11 protein-coding genes are annotated in these 15228 nt (G+C 56.9%); 3 read left to right on the top strand and 8 right to left on the bottom strand.

The genetic code is table 11. From position 1 onward, the window contains the following. Window positions 1–50: 50 nt before the first annotated feature. The 7 genes from galK to cutA form a co-directional block, all read right to left on the bottom strand. Window positions 51–1217, bottom strand: coding sequence for a galactokinase (galK, locus tag L1D43_RS00570; protein WP_239849522.1), 1167 nt, complete (start codon window positions 1215–1217; stop codon window positions 51–53). A gap of 264 nt (window positions 1218–1481) precedes the next feature. Further along, window positions 1482–2906: a solute:sodium symporter family transporter gene (locus L1D43_RS00575; RefSeq protein ID WP_239849523.1), complete on the bottom strand. Its 1425-nt coding sequence runs from the start codon at window positions 2904–2906 to the stop codon at window positions 1482–1484. An 18-nt stretch (window positions 2907–2924) separates the two neighbouring features. Further along, window positions 2925–6164 (bottom strand): glycoside hydrolase family 2 TIM barrel-domain containing protein, encoded by a 3240-nt coding sequence (locus tag L1D43_RS00580; protein WP_239849524.1) that lies wholly within the window; start codon window positions 6162–6164, stop codon window positions 2925–2927. After that, window positions 6161–7120, bottom strand: coding sequence for a hypothetical protein (locus tag L1D43_RS00585; protein ID WP_239849525.1), 960 nt, complete (start codon window positions 7118–7120; stop codon window positions 6161–6163). Before L1D43_RS00585 ends, L1D43_RS00580 begins: the two co-directional genes overlap by 4 nt. A gap of 94 nt (window positions 7121–7214) precedes the next feature. Beyond that, on the bottom strand, window positions 7215–8843 hold the full coding sequence (locus L1D43_RS00590; RefSeq protein ID WP_239849526.1) for a cation:proton antiporter family protein: 1629 nt from the start codon (window positions 8841–8843) through the stop codon (window positions 7215–7217). Between the two features lie 142 nt (window positions 8844–8985). Further along, window positions 8986–10794 (bottom strand): protein-disulfide reductase DsbD, encoded by a 1809-nt coding sequence (locus tag L1D43_RS00595; protein WP_239849527.1) that lies wholly within the window; start codon window positions 10792–10794, stop codon window positions 8986–8988. After that, on the bottom strand, window positions 10791–11114 hold the full coding sequence (gene cutA, locus L1D43_RS00600; protein WP_239849528.1) for a divalent-cation tolerance protein CutA: 324 nt from the start codon (window positions 11112–11114) through the stop codon (window positions 10791–10793). The genes L1D43_RS00595 and cutA overlap by 4 nt, the downstream gene beginning before the upstream one ends. A gap of 259 nt (window positions 11115–11373) precedes the next feature. On the opposite strand from cutA, the gene L1D43_RS00605 reads away from it, so the two are divergent. Beyond that, window positions 11374–11967 carry an FxsA family protein gene (locus L1D43_RS00605; RefSeq protein WP_239849529.1) on the top strand — a complete coding sequence of 198 codons (594 nt, stop codon included), beginning with the start codon at window positions 11374–11376 and terminating at the stop codon, window positions 11965–11967. Between the two features lie 33 nt (window positions 11968–12000). On the opposite strand, the gene L1D43_RS00610 is transcribed toward L1D43_RS00605, so the two are convergent. Continuing rightward, entirely contained in the window at window positions 12001–13836 is a 1836-nt protein-coding gene (locus tag L1D43_RS00610) for a protein kinase (protein WP_239849530.1), read from the bottom strand. A gap of 211 nt (window positions 13837–14047) precedes the next feature. Here L1D43_RS00610 and L1D43_RS00615 point away from each other — a divergent pair, with 211 nt between their 5' ends. Beyond that, window positions 14048–14392: a hypothetical protein gene (locus L1D43_RS00615; protein WP_239849531.1), complete on the top strand. Its 345-nt coding sequence runs from the start codon at window positions 14048–14050 to the stop codon at window positions 14390–14392. Window positions 14393–14511: 119 nt separating this feature from the next. Continuing rightward, window positions 14512–15168 carry a thiopurine S-methyltransferase gene (locus tag L1D43_RS00620; RefSeq protein ID WP_239849532.1) on the top strand — a complete coding sequence of 219 codons (657 nt, stop codon included), beginning with the start codon at window positions 14512–14514 and terminating at the stop codon, window positions 15166–15168. The last annotated feature ends 60 nt before the right edge of the window (window positions 15169–15228 follow it).

Raw genomic sequence — 15228 nt, forward strand, 5'->3', positions numbered from 1 at the left:
GCTTGTGGCTAGCATCTCTCTACTAATAACTCTCTACCAGTAATTGTCTATTAGTAGAGCTCCTCGTCCAACCTGGAGGCGCCTTGGCTTGCCGAGCAGAGGTAGACGCTGGCTTCCAGGCCTGTGGCGGTATGATATTGGCGCTCGACCGCCTCGACCACGGCGTCGGTAAGGTCGTGATCCACCAGTGCCACGACGCAGCCGCCGAAGCCGCCACCTGTCATGCGTACGCCGCCGCGATCGCCCACCACGGCGTCGATGATCTCGACCAGCTTGTCTATCTCGGGTACGGTGATCTCAAAGTCATCGCGCATCGACTGATGTGACTGAGCCATGAGTTCACTCAGCCTGGCGATGTTGCCTGCCTCCAGGGCATGGGCGGCGTTCTGAGTGCGGCGATTTTCGCTCAGCACGTGGCGCGCCCTGCGGTAACAGACTTCCGGCAGCTCATCCTTGGCCCCTTCCAGGGTGCGCAGCTCCAGATGACGCAGGCTCTCGACGCCGAAATGTTCGGCGACCTGCTCGCACTGCTCGCGGCGCAGGTTATATTCGCTGTCTACTAGGCCGCGGGGCACGTTGGAGTTGACTATGATCAGGCTTAGGCTTTCGGGAATCGGTACGGGTTCGCTGTCGAGATCTTCACAATCGATCAGCAGGGCATGTTCCTCCTCGCCCATGGCACTGATCATCTGATCCATGATGCCGCAGGCACAGCCGACATATTGGTTTTCACCTCGCTGGGCCATCTGGGCCACCGCCAGTGGAGAGAGTCTGAGCTGGCTAGCATCGTTAAGTGCCGTCCCGAAGGCGAGCTCCAGGGCCGCCGATGAGGAGAGGCCGGCCCCCAGAGGGACATTGCTCACCACGGCCAGATCCATCCCCTTGGCGGGTAGGCCGCTGGCGCAAACCGCAGCGGTAAAGCCCTTGAGGTACTTAACCCAGGTGTCATCGGGATCGGTTGTTCCCTCATGACCGAAATGCCAGGTGTGGATCTTGCCGGGAAAGGCGTCGGATACGGCGCGGAACTTGTCGTCATCGCGCTGTTTGACGGCGATGATAGTATGAAAGTTGATGGCAGCAGGCAGGACGAACCCATCGTTATAGTCGGTATGCTCGCCAATCAGGTTAACCCGGCCGGGCGCCCGATACAGGTCGTCGGCCGTGGTGCCAAAGGTCTGCACAAATAGTTTATTGGCGCGCTGTGCGGTATTCGACATTGGTGTTGAACTTCTCAAAAAATGTTAGCGTTCTCTGCCCCGGTGGGCAGTCTTGTTCATGGTGGCAACAACCATGAGTCATCCTTGTCATTTTTATATCACGTCTCAGTCATTGATGTAACTGGGATTTGTAAGCTGGGATCGGGAAAATATCGCCGACAGGCTCTAGTGTTAACCTGATGTTTTATCTTGGCCAGTTGCCGAGCCATCATGGGCTCGGCTGAGGTCTGTCTGGAACGGCTCTGTTTGGCCTAGCCAAATAGCTTAGTCTAGAGTCGGCTCGGCGATAGGGGTGACGACAGGCTGGGCAATCAGGCGACTCAAGACCAGGGTAACCAGAATCGTCGCCAGTAGGGTGATGGCCATCAGATGAATGAAGTGCAGTGGGCTCCAGACGAAGGTAAACAAGGCGTATAGCAATACTCCGAAGACCAGCCCCCATTTTATCGCCCTGGCGCTGACATTTTTGAAGGCGAGGGCACAAATAAAGGCCGCCAGCACCGGCATGGAGTAGAGACCGTTCAGCTGTTGCAGCAGGGCGATGATGCTCTCCGAGCGGGCAAACAGGGGCACCAGGGCGACTGAGACTAGGGTAAACAGCAGGGCGATGCGGGTGCCTATCTTGCGCACGTCGGCATCGGCATTGATATAGTTCTGGTGGATGTCGCAGGTGTAGAGGGCGGCGGCCGAATTGAGGCAAGAGTTGAATGAGCTGAGTACGGCACCGGCGATCACCGCGGCGAAGGCGCCGGATAACCAGCTGGGCAGCAGGTCGCCCACCAATTTGCCGTAGGCCACGTCGCCCACATCGCCATAGAGCTTAAAGGCGACGATACCGGGCAGCACCACGATCACAGGGATAATCAGCTTCATCACCACGGCGGCGTACAGGCCCTTCTGCGCCTCCTTCACCGACTTGGCGGCCAGGGCGCGCTGGGTGATCACCATGTTGGTGCCCCAGTAGAAGATTTGGATGAAGATCATCCCGGTGAGCAGGGTCGACCAGGGAATATCCGACTGGCTATCGCCGATCAGGGTAAGGCGCTCCAGCGGCACGCCGGAGAGATCCCAGTCCACGGCGTGCATCGCTAAATAGGAGACCGCCAGCCCCATGAGGATCAGCCCCAGGCCATTGAGGGTATCTGAGATGGCGATGGCTCTCAGGCCGCCGAAGATGGCATAGATGGCGCCCACCACGGCGAAGATGATCGCCAGTACGGTGACAGAGATGGAGAGGCCGAACATGGACTTCATGAACAGCGACCCCGTGTAAAGCACCACAGGTAGCAGGATGAAGGCGTAGCCCAGCATGAAGAGCACAGAAACCATGGCGCGGATCCCCTTGTCCTGGTACTTGCGCTCCAGCAGCTCGGTTGTGGTGGTGCAGTTGTAGCGGTAGTAGATGGGGATCAGCCATTTGGCGAGGATGATAAGCCCGATTGCGGCGGCAATTTCCCACCAGGCAACTAGCAGGGTCTGGGCGCCGTTCATGCCGACGATCTGCTCGGCGCTGATGTTGGTCATCATCAAGGAGCCTGCTACCACTATCCAGCTCAGGCCGCCACCGGCGAGAAAGTAGTCGCGGCTGTCGTTGGCGTCTCGCGTCACCTTGCGGCACTTTAAGTAGGTGATCAGGGCGACCAGGGTCGTCAGGGCAACAAAAATTGCCACCTGTATTGTCTGTTCCATCTGCATGCTTCCTTGTTGTTATTCTCTTGCCAGGGTACGGATATCGTCATCTGTGGTGATTGGCATCAGGCTGAAGCCGAAATGGATTGGCTCTGCCTTGATGCGATAGGCCTCGTGTACCGGACGTCCCCAGGAGGTATCGCCGCCGACGCCCATCTGGCGGTAGTCGATATTCCAGGTAACGAACTCACGTTGCGGGACTTCGGCGCCGTGGTTACGGGTGACCGCTACCAGACCCGAGGCCGAGTCCTGGGCATCGCCGCGTCGAAAATCGATGTCGGCCTGGGCGAACGGCCAGAGGCTGGTCTGTAGAGTGGCGAGCCTATTCGCCTGGTTTTCTGGCTTTGCCAGGTTGGCAATCGCCAACCAACCTCGGCTAGCACTATCTGTCACCGCGGCGTAACGCACCTGAGTGCGCTGGCCCGTCTCCTGAGGTCTTGGGTAGCTGTGATAGGTTTGTGCTATCGGCAGGGCATACCAACCCAGGGGATTGCCTGACTGGCGATCGGCGTAGGACTCCTCTGGCCCGCGGCCGAAATAACGCAGATACCTGTGCTGGAAACCGAGTTGTGTGCTGAAGCCGAAGCGGGGCAGATCGGCGAGCGGCTTATCGCCCGGGATAAACAGGCTGTCGATAGTCAGGCGCCCCGACTCATTCAGGCTGTAGCGGGTACGCAGGCTAAAATGCATCTCGGGATGGGTCTGGCTGATGGTTAGACCGAGTGCGGGGTCGCTCGCTATCTTACTGACCTTAAGTTGTTTTGCCGCGTCTTGCCAGGCGCCGGCCCACTCGGGCATCTGATTACCCAGATCGTTGTCGGTGGGGGCGCGCCAGAAGTTGGCCATCAACGGCGCCTTAAGCTGGGGCTCGCCGCCCAGGTTTATCTGGGTCAGCCAGCCGCTGCGTTTATCAAATTCATAGCTCAGCTCTCCTGCAGTGAGACGATAGCCCTTGTTATCTTCTGTGATGCTTGCTTGATTGACGCTCTGCTCGCTGCTCCCTGTTCGCTTGCTTCTCTCTACTGATTTGCTGTGTGGGCGCGGCAGGGCAAACTGCTCGAAGGCGATGCGGTGATCGCTCGGCAGCAGTGGCCTTGGGGTATCGACGAGCACCTCGAGTAGCAGATGATACTCGAAGGGCTCGACTAAGGTTTGTTCGTTTGGCAGGCTGAAGGTCACGCGGGCCTGCTCGCCTGGGGGGAGTAGCGGCATGGCTTGGCGGCGACTCATTATCGCCTGACCATCTTGCTGTAGCGTCCACTTGAGGCTCAGTCCTTGGGTTGAGACGAAGTCGAAGCCGTTGATGAGATTGACGGAGGCCTGCTTGCCCTCAATGTGGAACTCTTTCAGCTTGATGGGCTGATAGACCTTCTTCACCTCGCTTAGGTGCGGATGGGGATTGCGGTCGGGATCCACCAGGCCGTTGTTGAGGAAGTTGCCGTCGGTGGGCATGTCGGGGTGATAGTCTTTACCATAGGCCCAGTATCTCTGACCCAGCGGGTTAGTGAAGGCTAGCGCCTGATCCACCCAGTCCCAGATGAAGCCGCCCTGAAGATGAGGGTAGGCCTCTATGACATCCCAGTAGTCTTGCAGGTTGCCGACCGAATTACCCATGGCGTGGGCGTATTCGATCATGATCAGCGGCCTGTCGCTGGCGCGCTCGGCATATTCGCGTATCCGCTCGATGGAGGGGTACATGGGGGCGACGATATCCGTGTAGGCGGCCTCGCCCGCGGGCTCGTACTGCACGGGACGGCTGGGGTCGCGCCGTTTTATCCACTGATAGAGCCGCTCGAACAGCTTGCCTTCGCCCGCCTCGTTACCCAGGGACCAGATGATCACCGAGGCATGGTTCTTGTCGCGCTCGACCATGCGCTCGATACGTGCCTGATGGGCCGGCAGCCAGCTCATCTCGTTACCCAGCTGGGTCTTTTCGTCTATCGCCAGTGGGTGGGATTCTATGTTGGCCTCATCGATCACATACAGGCCATAACGGTCTGCTAGGCTGAGCCAGTAGGGATGGTTTGGATAGTGGCTGGAGCGCACCGCATTGATATTGTTCTGCTTCATCAGGCGGATATCCAGCGCCATGGTCTCGCGGCTGACCACATGGCCGGTTTGGGGATCTGTCTCGTGACGATCCACGCCGCGTATGATGATCGCCTTGTTGTTCACCTTAAGCTGGCCCTTCTCGATGGCGATCTTACGTACGCCTATCTGCTGACTGGTCACCTGGAGCGTCTCTCCCTCAGGCGTCTTGAGGTTTAATAGCAGCCGATACAGTTTCGGTATCTCGGCGCTCCACAGCAAAGGGCGTATTAGCTTGGCATCGAAGGAGACTCTGGCCTTATCGCCAAGGGAGACGGCCTGGTCACCCTGGGCCACAGTCATACCCTGTGGATCGAGCAGACGATAACTAAGGTTTAGTTTGTTCTTGTTAGTCGAGTGGCTGACAAGATCTACCTTTACACTCACCTCTGCGCGGCCGAGATCGGCACTTAACTCGCTGACCACCTCGATATCTTGCAGGTGCTGTTTCGGCGTGGCGTAGAGGTAGACCTCACGCTCTATGCCCGTCATGCGCAGCATATCCTGGCTTTCCAGATAACTGGCGTCGCTCCAACGGATCAGCTGCATGGCGATCAGGTTCTCGCCTGTCTGCAGATAGGGGGTGATGTCGAACTCCGCCGGGGTCTTGGCTCCCTGGCTGTAGCCGACCTCCTGACCGTTCACATATAGAGTCAGTGCCGAGCGCGCCGCGCCTATGTGGATGAACACCTGCTTGTCTTGCCACTGCAGGGGCAGGGTAAAGGTCTTGCGATAGAGGCCGGTGGGGTTGTGATCATCAGGCGCATCGGGCCACTCGGTGTCGAAGGGATAGCGCTCATCCAGGTAGATGGCGTGGCCATAGCCCTGAGTCTCGAAATTGCCCGGCACCTGTATGCTGCCCCAATGGCTGGCATCAAAATCGGCCGCGGCGAACTCTTTGGGTGTGGCGGCGGGATTCTTTGCCAGATGAAACACCCAGCGGCCGTTGAGATCTAAGTAGTTCTGGCTGCGAGACATCTCATCTAGCAGCGCCAGCGGCTCAGATTCATAGCCGAAGAAGCTGGCATGGGGCGCCAACTTGTTGACCTCAAATAGTGTGTGGTCCTGCCAGCGATCGCTGGCGAATGCCGGGTTAGCGGTTAACGTCAGGCATGAGACTAGACCTGAGGCTAGGCCGAGCGCCAGCGAGAAAAATGAACGCTTGATCATTGGTCTGTGTCCTTACGTTGCCAGGTGATGGCGATAAAATTCCCTTTGGGGCTGATGGCGATTCGCGAGGGCTGGTGGTGATGGGAGCTTGGCGGTGTGAGTGTGCTCACCCCTTGCCAGGACGCCAGGGGAGTGCCTTTGGTGATGGGGCCATAGGGCCAGGTGCGCAGGTTAAGACCGTCCAGGTTGAACAACCAGCCATCACTGCTCCAGGCGTAATCTTCGCTGCCTTGTCCGACGTCGATAAGGGGCGTGTGGCTGCCGGTATGGGGATCGAACAGGCTGATGACTCGTTCGCCATCGATGCGTTTATGAAGGTAGCTGAATTGCTTGAGGCTTGGCAGGGCGTGCAGGCTACGCCCGGCATTATTGATCACGAAGTGGCGTTCATCGGCCTGTTCGCCCTCGGGCTCATAGTAGAGGCTGTAGGCATATCTCGCCCAGATCAGGGTGCCGAGCCCCTCCAGTTTGGCGTAGTAACCGGCGGGGATCAGGCTAGCGACGGCACGCTGGGGGCTTGCCTGCTCGCTCGGTGACTGCTGCCAGATACTCTGATGGGGCACGCCTTGTTCGGCTACATAGGTGAGGGCATGGGCTGTCAGCTGAGGCGAATATTCGCTGATTTCCGGGGTGTGGGTCAGCGCATCGATGCGGCCCGTGGCGATGTCGAAGCGGTAGATGTCGTTGTGGCTGCCAGCGCGGTCGGAGGCGAATACCAGCTGTTTGCCATCAAAGCTGAAGGCCGCCTGATTGTCATAGCCCGCACGGTCGCTCACCTTGATAGGCTCGCCCAGTCGCCAATGAGGTGCCTTTTCCAGCTTTGCCAGGGGATAGAGCCAGATGTCGTAGCCAGCGGCACCGACCTGTGCGGCCATGCCAGCTAAGAGCCAGACACCTGCCCTGAGTATGTTTCCGAAGTAATGGTATTGATTAGATTTTAGTTTTTTTGTCGGCACAGTATTGTACTTCCCATCTTATCGCAGGATGGCAAGTACAATACAAGATATTTAGAATAATGTATACAATCTGTGGTCTAGAGATGACACAGGATTAGCCTGTGGCCTCCTGGGGCTCGACGGCGATATCGGCCTCGTGCTGCTTACCGGATTTCAGCTCGCAAATCACATGCTCGACAAAACCGGCACCGGCGGCCTCGTAGAGGTTAAAGACGCTGTGCACTCCGGATGCCTTGAGTGACTGGGCATCCTCACTGTATTGCACGATCGCGCTGAGCTTACCCTGGTAATCCAGGCGTTTTAGCTGCTCCACCGCAAACTGATTTCCCGCGTGGTGGGGCATGGCCAGCAGCACCAGCTCAAGATTTGGCGCCCTGTCCAGCTTCTCCCAGAAGTCGGTATCCGAGGCGTCGCCTTGTACCACGTTACGCCCTTGCTGTCGGTGAAAGTCCACCAACTCTTGCTTGTGTTCTATCCCCAGGATCTCACCGTCGAACTGATTGGCCAGCTCGTCGTAGGCGCCGCTACCGATGCGGCCCATCCCCAGGATGAGGAAGCGAGGATTGCCCACGGGGATCTGCCTGTCTTCGGGATGCAGCGGGTGTTTCTCCAGTTTCTGCAATTGGCTCTGAAATTTCTGATACAGACGGGCCGATGCGGCGTTAAGCGGCGCGGCAAACAGGAAGCTGAGGCTGAGGGCCACGGCCAGGATCACCATCCATTGCCCCGGTAGCCAGCCCTTGCTGGTGGCCACGGCGGCGACGATCAGGCCGAACTCGCTGTAGTTGCCCAGGTTGAGCGATGTCATCAGCGAGGTGCGCGAACGCAGCCTGAAGTGGGTCAGCAGGTAGAGGAAGAGGACTATCTTCACCGGTACGATAAGCACCAAGAGGGCCGCCAGACCGATGTCGCCGAAACTCGGTAGGCCGTTGAGACCAACCGTGAGGAAGAAGGCCACCAGGAACAGTTCTTTGAAGTAGAAGAGCGACTTGGCCAGCTCCGAAGACTTGGCGTGTCCCGCCAGTAGTATGCCGATGATCAAGGCGCCGAGATCCGGCTTGAGGCCGACCAGCTCGAACAGGCCGGCACCCACGACTAAGGCCATCACCAGGCCGAAGAGGACCAGGAGTTCACCGTGACCGACTTTATCAAAGGCCTTGTAGATAAGCGGCCTGGCGAAGGGCAGCAGCAGTAGTCCCAGGGCCCAGACAGAGGGAATGTCCCCCTTGGAGATGGTGAGGAATGCGACGGCGAAGATATCCTGCATGATCAGAATGCCTATGGCGACACGGCCATAGAGGGACTGCATGTCGCCCTTATCTTCGAGCACCTTAACGGCGAAGATGGTGCTGGAGAAGCTCAGCGCGAAGGCTAGCAGGGTCAGCTGGTTGAAGGCGAGGCCGCTCAGTTGTTCCAGCCCTAATAGGCCGAGGAGCTTGAGTAGGGGCACCAAGAAGATGATGGAGCCCAGCAGATGCAGGCTGGATCCCGCCCAGACTTCGGCCTTAAACAGGCTGCGAATATCCAGTTTGAGGCCGATGGCGAACAGCAGCAGGGTGACACCCAGCTCGGCCAGCTGCTCAAGCAACGGTAGGCTGCTCTCGTCTATGCCAAAGAGGAATAACACAAAGCCCGCGACCAGATAACCTATGAGTGGCGGTAGGCCGATACGACTGACAAGCATGCCACAGGCTAAGGTGATGATGAGAATGGCGGGTTCCATGTTGCTCCTTGTGTTCCGTGAGGTATACCCCTGATTGTATAGGAATTGGGTTAACTATAAATGAAAACTTTGATGAGCGAGCTATCTTTTCGCTCTTAATAAAAAACCTCCCGTAGGAGGTTTTTTATTAGTCGGTTCGGGATTACTTGGCTAGCAAGTGATCCAGATGGGCGGCGAAGGCCTCAGGCTTCATGAAGCCAGTGACTCTCAGGTCGTCGCGGATCTCGCCATTGGCATCGAACATCAAGAGTGTGGGCAAGCCCAGTACGTCGTAGTGTTCCAGCAGCTCTATGTCTAGGGTGTCGTTTCGGGTCACATCGGCCTGGAGGAACACCATCTGCGACAGACGAGACTGCACGGCCGGATCGACGAAGGTGATCTTCTCAAACTCCTTACAGGCGACACACCAGTCGGCGTAGAGATCCAGCATCACAGGCTTACCCTGGGCACTGGCGGCGGCCACCTCAGCCTGCAGATCTTCCAGGCTCTTGATGGTCTTATGGCTCACCTTGTGGCTTACCGCACCGGTTTGGGTCTCATAGCCCAGGCTGTTCATGACAGCCTGGAAGCCATAGGAGAAGCTAGCCAGCAGGGGAAGTAACAGTAGTACGGAGCGCACCGTCTGCTTCCAGTTAAATTCGGTGAGCTTGTTCTGATGCATCAGGTAGGCGGTCAGGCTGATACCCCACAACGCCCAGAGGAGGTCAGATACTAGACCTGTCCAGATACGGCCTATCATCAGGATAGAGACGGCTATCATCAGGAAGCCGAACACAGTCTTGATCACATCCATCCAGGCGCCGGCACGTGGCAGCAGTTTACCGCCCGACGAGCCTATGATGAGCAGCGGTAGCCCCATGCCCATGCTGAGCACATAGAGTGCCAGGAAGCCTTGCAGCAGATCGCCGGTTTGTGCCACATAGACCAGCGCGCCCGACAGCGGCGCCGTGGTGCAGGGAGATGCCACCAGACCCGAGATGATCCCCATGACAAACACACCGGCGACGTTGCCGCCTTTCTGGTTGTTAGAGAAACGGTTCATCTTCTCCTGCCAGCTCGATGGCAGCTTGAGATCGTACAGGCCGAACATGGAGAGGCTGAGCACGAAGAAGAGGATCGCTAGCACCACCAATACTGCCGGGTGTTGCAGCGCGGCCTGATACTTCATGCCCGCCGAGGCGACGATGAGCCCCAACAGCGAGTAGGTGATCGCCATCCCCTGTACATAGACCATGGAGAGACTAAACGCCTTACCGGTTGAGAGCTTCTCACCCTGGCCCACTATGATGCCAGATAGGATGGGGTACATGGGGAAGACGCAGGGGGTAAGCGCCAGGCCGATACCCAGGCCGAAGAAGATCACCAGGGTCCACAGCAGGTTGTCGCCCGAGAGCATCTGGCTCAGAGAGTCCTGCTGAGTAATGGGCGCCTGCTGGTCGGCGGTTTCACTGGCCGCTGAAGCCTCTTTCAAAACCTCGGGGAGTAGGCCTGCGTTGGCGCTCACCTGAGTGAGGGGCGCGCTGCGCGTGGTGGGCGGGAAGCAGAGTTTACCCTCGGCGCAACCCATGAAGGTCACCTCGATGCTGGAATCCTTGCCGGCCTCCTTGAGTGCCACAGGGATCTCGACATAGGAGTAGTAGACCTGCTGCTCGCCGAAATACTCGTCGCTATGGGCCTTGCCCTTGGGCAGTTGGATCTCACCCAAGGTGGCGCCGTCGGCGGCGAACTTGAGTTTGTCGCGATACAGGTAGTAGCCGTCGGCGATCACATAGCTGATCTTGACCAGATTGCCCTCTTGCTGGGCATCGAAGACGAAGGCCTGATCCACAGGCATCAGCTGAGGTTCGTCTTTCAGAAAATCAAACTTACTCTTGCTGAACAGGCTTTCACTTTGCGCCCCGGGGGCGATCAACAGCAGAGTCGAGAGGAAGAGGAACAGTATTTTCTTCATGATAGTGAGGTTTCTTTTATCCATGCTAAATAAGCCGCCGAACCTGTGTGGATCTCTGTGGCGATCAGCTCGGGAACTTGGTAGGGGTGCAGCGACAAGAGGAGTTGCTCCAACTTGTCGTAATGACGGGTGAGACATTTTATCTGCAGGCTCACCTCTGTCTCCTGGCACACTTCACCCTCCCAGGTGTAGAGTGAGGTGACAGGGGAAGAGATCTGAATACAGGCCGCCAGTTTGGCCTCCACTAGGGCGCGGGCCAGGGTGCTGGCCGTGTCATTGTCCGGGCAGCTGGTGGTGACGAGTAGACATTTTTCCTGCATCTGTTGCTTTTACCCTGTATGGTCATTAATTGGGCGTTAAGGTAACCGGGTTATACTGGCTCACAAGGGTATTGTGGGCGATAGCTACTTTACGTGTTTTGTCGGCGACTTGCATTAAGCTATTGCTAAAATAGTGAGCTTATCCCAAGTTTGTCACTGGGATAAATTCGCTAAAAAAGCCGTCCGACTTGAAAGTAGACCCGTTCGCCCCCATTTAGTTTTCAATCAATTAGAAATTTCGTCAGTTTGTGAGGTCAGCGTGTTTTTCATCCTATTGATTATCTTTGTTCTCATTCCCGTTATTGAGCTCAATGTGCTGATCCGCGTTGGCGAAACCTTAGGCAGCTGGACTACCGTGGGTCTGGTGATCTTCACCGCTGTGGTGGGGGTCTCTCTGGTGCGCAGCCAGGGGATACATACCCTGATGCAGGTGCAGCAGAAGCTGGCGCGCGGCGAGGCGCCCGGTCAGGAGATCGTCGAGGGGATGATGCTGGCCATGGCCGGTCTATTGCTGCTGATCCCGGGTTTCGTGACCGACTTTATCGGTTTATTGCTATTAACCCCGCTCACGCGCGCCCCTATCGCCGCATTCCTCTATAAGCGGATGCAGGTCAAGGTGAGTCAACAGGGAGGTTTTCACGGCCAGTTTGGGCAGGGGCCATTTGGGTCAAATGGTTCGGCCGGTGGCCGCTCACCCTTCGACCGCTCACCCTTCGATGAGCAGGGCAACACCTTCGATGGCGACTATGAGCGCAAGCCGGATCCTTCCGACAAGCTGGACGAAGAGCGTCAGCTGGGCGACAAGCCAGAGGATGATAAGGCGAGCGACGAGGACAAGCGCGAGCCGAAGTAATTCGGTTCAGTCATTCCTCTTTCAGCTGAGCCATTACTCTTCCAGTTGGGCCATGACTTCCTTGGGGTTTCTGGGGTAGAAGTGGTCCGCCTTCCTGTCGATATGTTGAAAGCGACGGGTATTTTTATAGGGAAGTTTCATGAAGCCCGAAACGCCTTTCCCCTGAATCTTATCCACATGGCTGAGGATCCTGTCGAGGCTTGCCCTGAAGGCCGCCTGCTTGCGGGGATTTAACAGTCTAAGATAGCTATGAATCTTCATATGGTTAGGTAGCACCTCGAAGATGATGCAGCCCGTGTGGTGGATCTGGTTGATCCAGCCCAGCTCGGTCATGATCTCCTTGGGCAGCTCCAGGTTTTCATCCGGGTCGCGACCATCCTCGAAGTAGGAGTGCAGTCTGGACTTATCTTCCAGCGAGGGCACATCGCCCACCTCGAAGGGCAGCTGCTGGTCTGGACTCGGCCTGAAGGGCTGACTGGTGTCGTCGCGCTCAAGGTGCAGTGTGTCGCGGGCGTTGAAGAAGCAGGCCTTAAACACCCCGATGCGGCGAATGCCCCGTGCCAGGGTCACCATGTTGTTCACTGCCAAGATGAGCGCCGCCTTCTCCTCGGCGTTATAGGTGGCCAGGTTGGAGTCGATAAACACGCCAGACTCCTGCCAGTGGATCGCCAGGCCGCCCACAAGAGAGTATTGTCCCACCCGGCTGACCGCGGCGATAAAGCCCTTCTCGGTATCCCCCATGCCTGCCATGAAGTTGCGGTAGTACTTCTCCAGCTGGAGATCGTCCATCTTCTCTATCGGCTCATCCTCGTTGTGTTCTCTCAGGAAGGATTTACGCGAGCTGTAGGTGACCGTCTCCACATCTTTGGCCTGCTTGAGCGTCCATACCGGGATCTCGGGTTGCAGCGGCGCCGCGGGCAGATCCGGCAGGTGCAGACGGTGGCTGTGGGCCATGCTCCTGAGGAAATAGTCTCCGGCGCGGTTGCGGGTGACTGGATCGTCGCTGAGCATACCATCTAAGGTGCGGGCCAACTCTATGGGCAGGCCTATGCTGCTGGCGGGGATCACCTTGCTGCCGAAACGGCTAGCCTGACCCGAGGCCAGGGCGTAGAGGGTGGCGGCCACCCCTTGCTCGTCAAACCTGGGGCTGGAGAGGGCGCCGTTGAGCTGCTCCTCGCCGATGAAGTAGACATCCCCCATGCGGGCATTGGTGTGCTGCTGATCGCTGGAGAGCAGATCCATCACATTGCCATTGACCGGATTGCCCTCGCCATCGCGCTGGGCAAATACCGCCGAGCCCCAGTCGATGAGCGACAGATGATCCCGCTCCATGTCGTACACCAGGTTAGAGGGCTTGATGTCGCCATGTACCAGGGGGCGGCCATTGTGCAGATAGTTGAGGATCTGCGCCAACTGGCGGGCGATGCTGACTATGATACGTACCGGCAGGGCGCCATGCCTGAGGCAGAGCTTGTCGAGATCTTCCCCTGGTGCCCTGGCCATCACCAGGATCCCCTGCTTACCCACATGCTCAAACTTGATCACAGGTGGCACATTGGGGTGGATCACCTGAGACAGCATATAGGCTTCCTCTTCCAGCCTGTCTTGGATCTGCTGGGGCAGGGTGATGCGGGAAAACTTGAACACATGGGCCTTGCCATGACGATTGATGCCGGCGAAGACGAAGCCGTAGGCCCCCTTGCCCACCAGTTCTATGTCTGAGTAGCCTAGCTTGCTGAGCTGCTGTTTACAGAGTCTTATCCAGGCCCTGTGTTTGCGGGCATCATCGGCCTTGAGCAGGTAGATAGACTGCTCTTCGGAGATGTAAAAATGTTGCAGTTCTGGGCTGGGGGCTTGGTTGTCGGGCATGGGGCACTTCACTGAATATCGATATGTTTTTATAGCAAGAAGCGACCGTAAGGCACAATAGCTAGATTTTTCAGCAGTGCGATACCTAACCGATATTTTCGGAAGAGATGTTGACCTACATCAAATCTGTTACATACACATACAGGTAACCTGAAGCTAATATAAAACTAAGCTTCATTTTTGAGCGACATTGAAGAGTGAGGAGGGCGAAATGACGGAACTAAACAAAGCCCTGTTGATAGAGTTATTAGAATATCCGAGGAAGCGCATCGTACAGTCGATGGAGCTAAAATTTTGTCCTCACGCGGGTTTTTTCAATAGTACTGACCCCCAGTGTATCCATTGCCATCAAGGCATGGAGTGTGTCTGGATGAACCATAACGACGAGCTGGTGGCCGTCGAGCGTAAGTCGGTGGCAGAGCTGAAACAACAACTGCTGATCGCCGTCGACTTTATCGACTCCAGTCTCACCCCCCATCACCTGTCGCGCCGTAACTGCCAATGTGAAAACTGTGTCTGGTTAAGGCGGGTTCAGAAGGTTCTGGATATCCAATAGGTTCTCGCCTGTACCCAGAGATAAACCGGCCGTCTAAATTGCCTGGTAAGCTGGCATCTTAGGCGGCGACAGATTAGAGTAGCCTGCATAATGAAACACTTGCTTATGTGGAGCTACCGATGCAACCCAGTTTTTGGCATGACAAATGGGCCTCTCAGCAGATAGGTTTTCATCTCGATGAGGTCAACTCCCTTCTTATCGACTATTGGCCGCAGCTCGAGTTAGCTGCCGGCAGCCAGGTCTTCGTTCCCCTATGTGGTAAAACCTTAGATCTCTGTTATCTGGCCGAGCAGGGGCTGGAGGTGATCGGCTGTGAACTCAATCAGAGCGCGGTGGAGCAGTTCTTCAGCGACAATGAGTTGCCCGTCGAGCGTCAGACGCAAGGCGAGCATGAGTGTTATCGCACCGAGCAGGTGAGCATCTACCAGGGAGATCTGTTTAGGCTGCCGAAAGAGTCTCTCGAGGCGGTGAGCGGGTTTTATGACAGGGCGGCACTGATCGCCTGGCCTCCCGAGATGCGCCAGCAATATGTGGAGTGTCTGGCCGAGTTATTGCCCCCTAAGAGCATAGGCTTGCTCATCACCCTAGATTATCCCCAGGAAGCCCTCAATGGTCCGCCATTTGCGGTATCCGATGCCTGGATTCAGGCGCACATGAGTCCTTATTTCGAGATAGAGCAGTTGAGCTGCCTTGATGTGTTGGCACAGAACCCTAGGTTTGTGAAGAAGCAGGTGCCTTGGTTGACCGAGTCCGTCTATCGTCTGGTAAGGCGTTAGGCTAAAGCGTTTAAATCGCGCGCGTTAGACAACAAAAAGGCGACCTATGGTCGCCTTTTT

It is taken from the genome of Shewanella sp. Isolate8 (assembly GCF_022398495.1).
Lineage (GTDB): Bacteria > Pseudomonadota > Gammaproteobacteria > Enterobacterales > Shewanellaceae > Shewanella > Shewanella aquimarina.

Coding starts and splice junctions, on each gene's coding strand:
- galK (WP_239849522.1), bottom strand. CDS start 1,217: ATGTCGAATACCGCACAGCGCGCCAATAAACTATTTGTGCAGACCTTT.
- L1D43_RS00575 (WP_239849523.1), bottom strand. CDS start 2,906: ATGGAACAGACAATACAGGTGGCAATTTTTGTTGCCCTGACGACCCTG.
- L1D43_RS00580 (WP_239849524.1), bottom strand. CDS start 6,164: ATGATCAAGCGTTCATTTTTCTCGCTGGCGCTCGGCCTAGCCTCAGGT.
- L1D43_RS00590 (WP_239849526.1), bottom strand. CDS start 8,843: ATGGAACCCGCCATTCTCATCATCACCTTAGCCTGTGGCATGCTTGTC.
- L1D43_RS00595 (WP_239849527.1), bottom strand. CDS start 10,794: ATGAAGAAAATACTGTTCCTCTTCCTCTCGACTCTGCTGTTGATCGCC.
- cutA (WP_239849528.1), bottom strand. CDS start 11,114: ATGCAGGAAAAATGTCTACTCGTCACCACCAGCTGCCCGGACAATGAC.
- L1D43_RS00610 (WP_239849530.1), bottom strand. CDS start 13,836: ATGCCCGACAACCAAGCCCCCAGCCCAGAACTGCAACATTTTTACATC.
- L1D43_RS00615 (WP_239849531.1), top strand. CDS start 14,048: ATGACGGAACTAAACAAAGCCCTGTTGATAGAGTTATTAGAATATCCG.
- L1D43_RS00620 (WP_239849532.1), top strand. CDS start 14,512: ATGCAACCCAGTTTTTGGCATGACAAATGGGCCTCTCAGCAGATAGGT.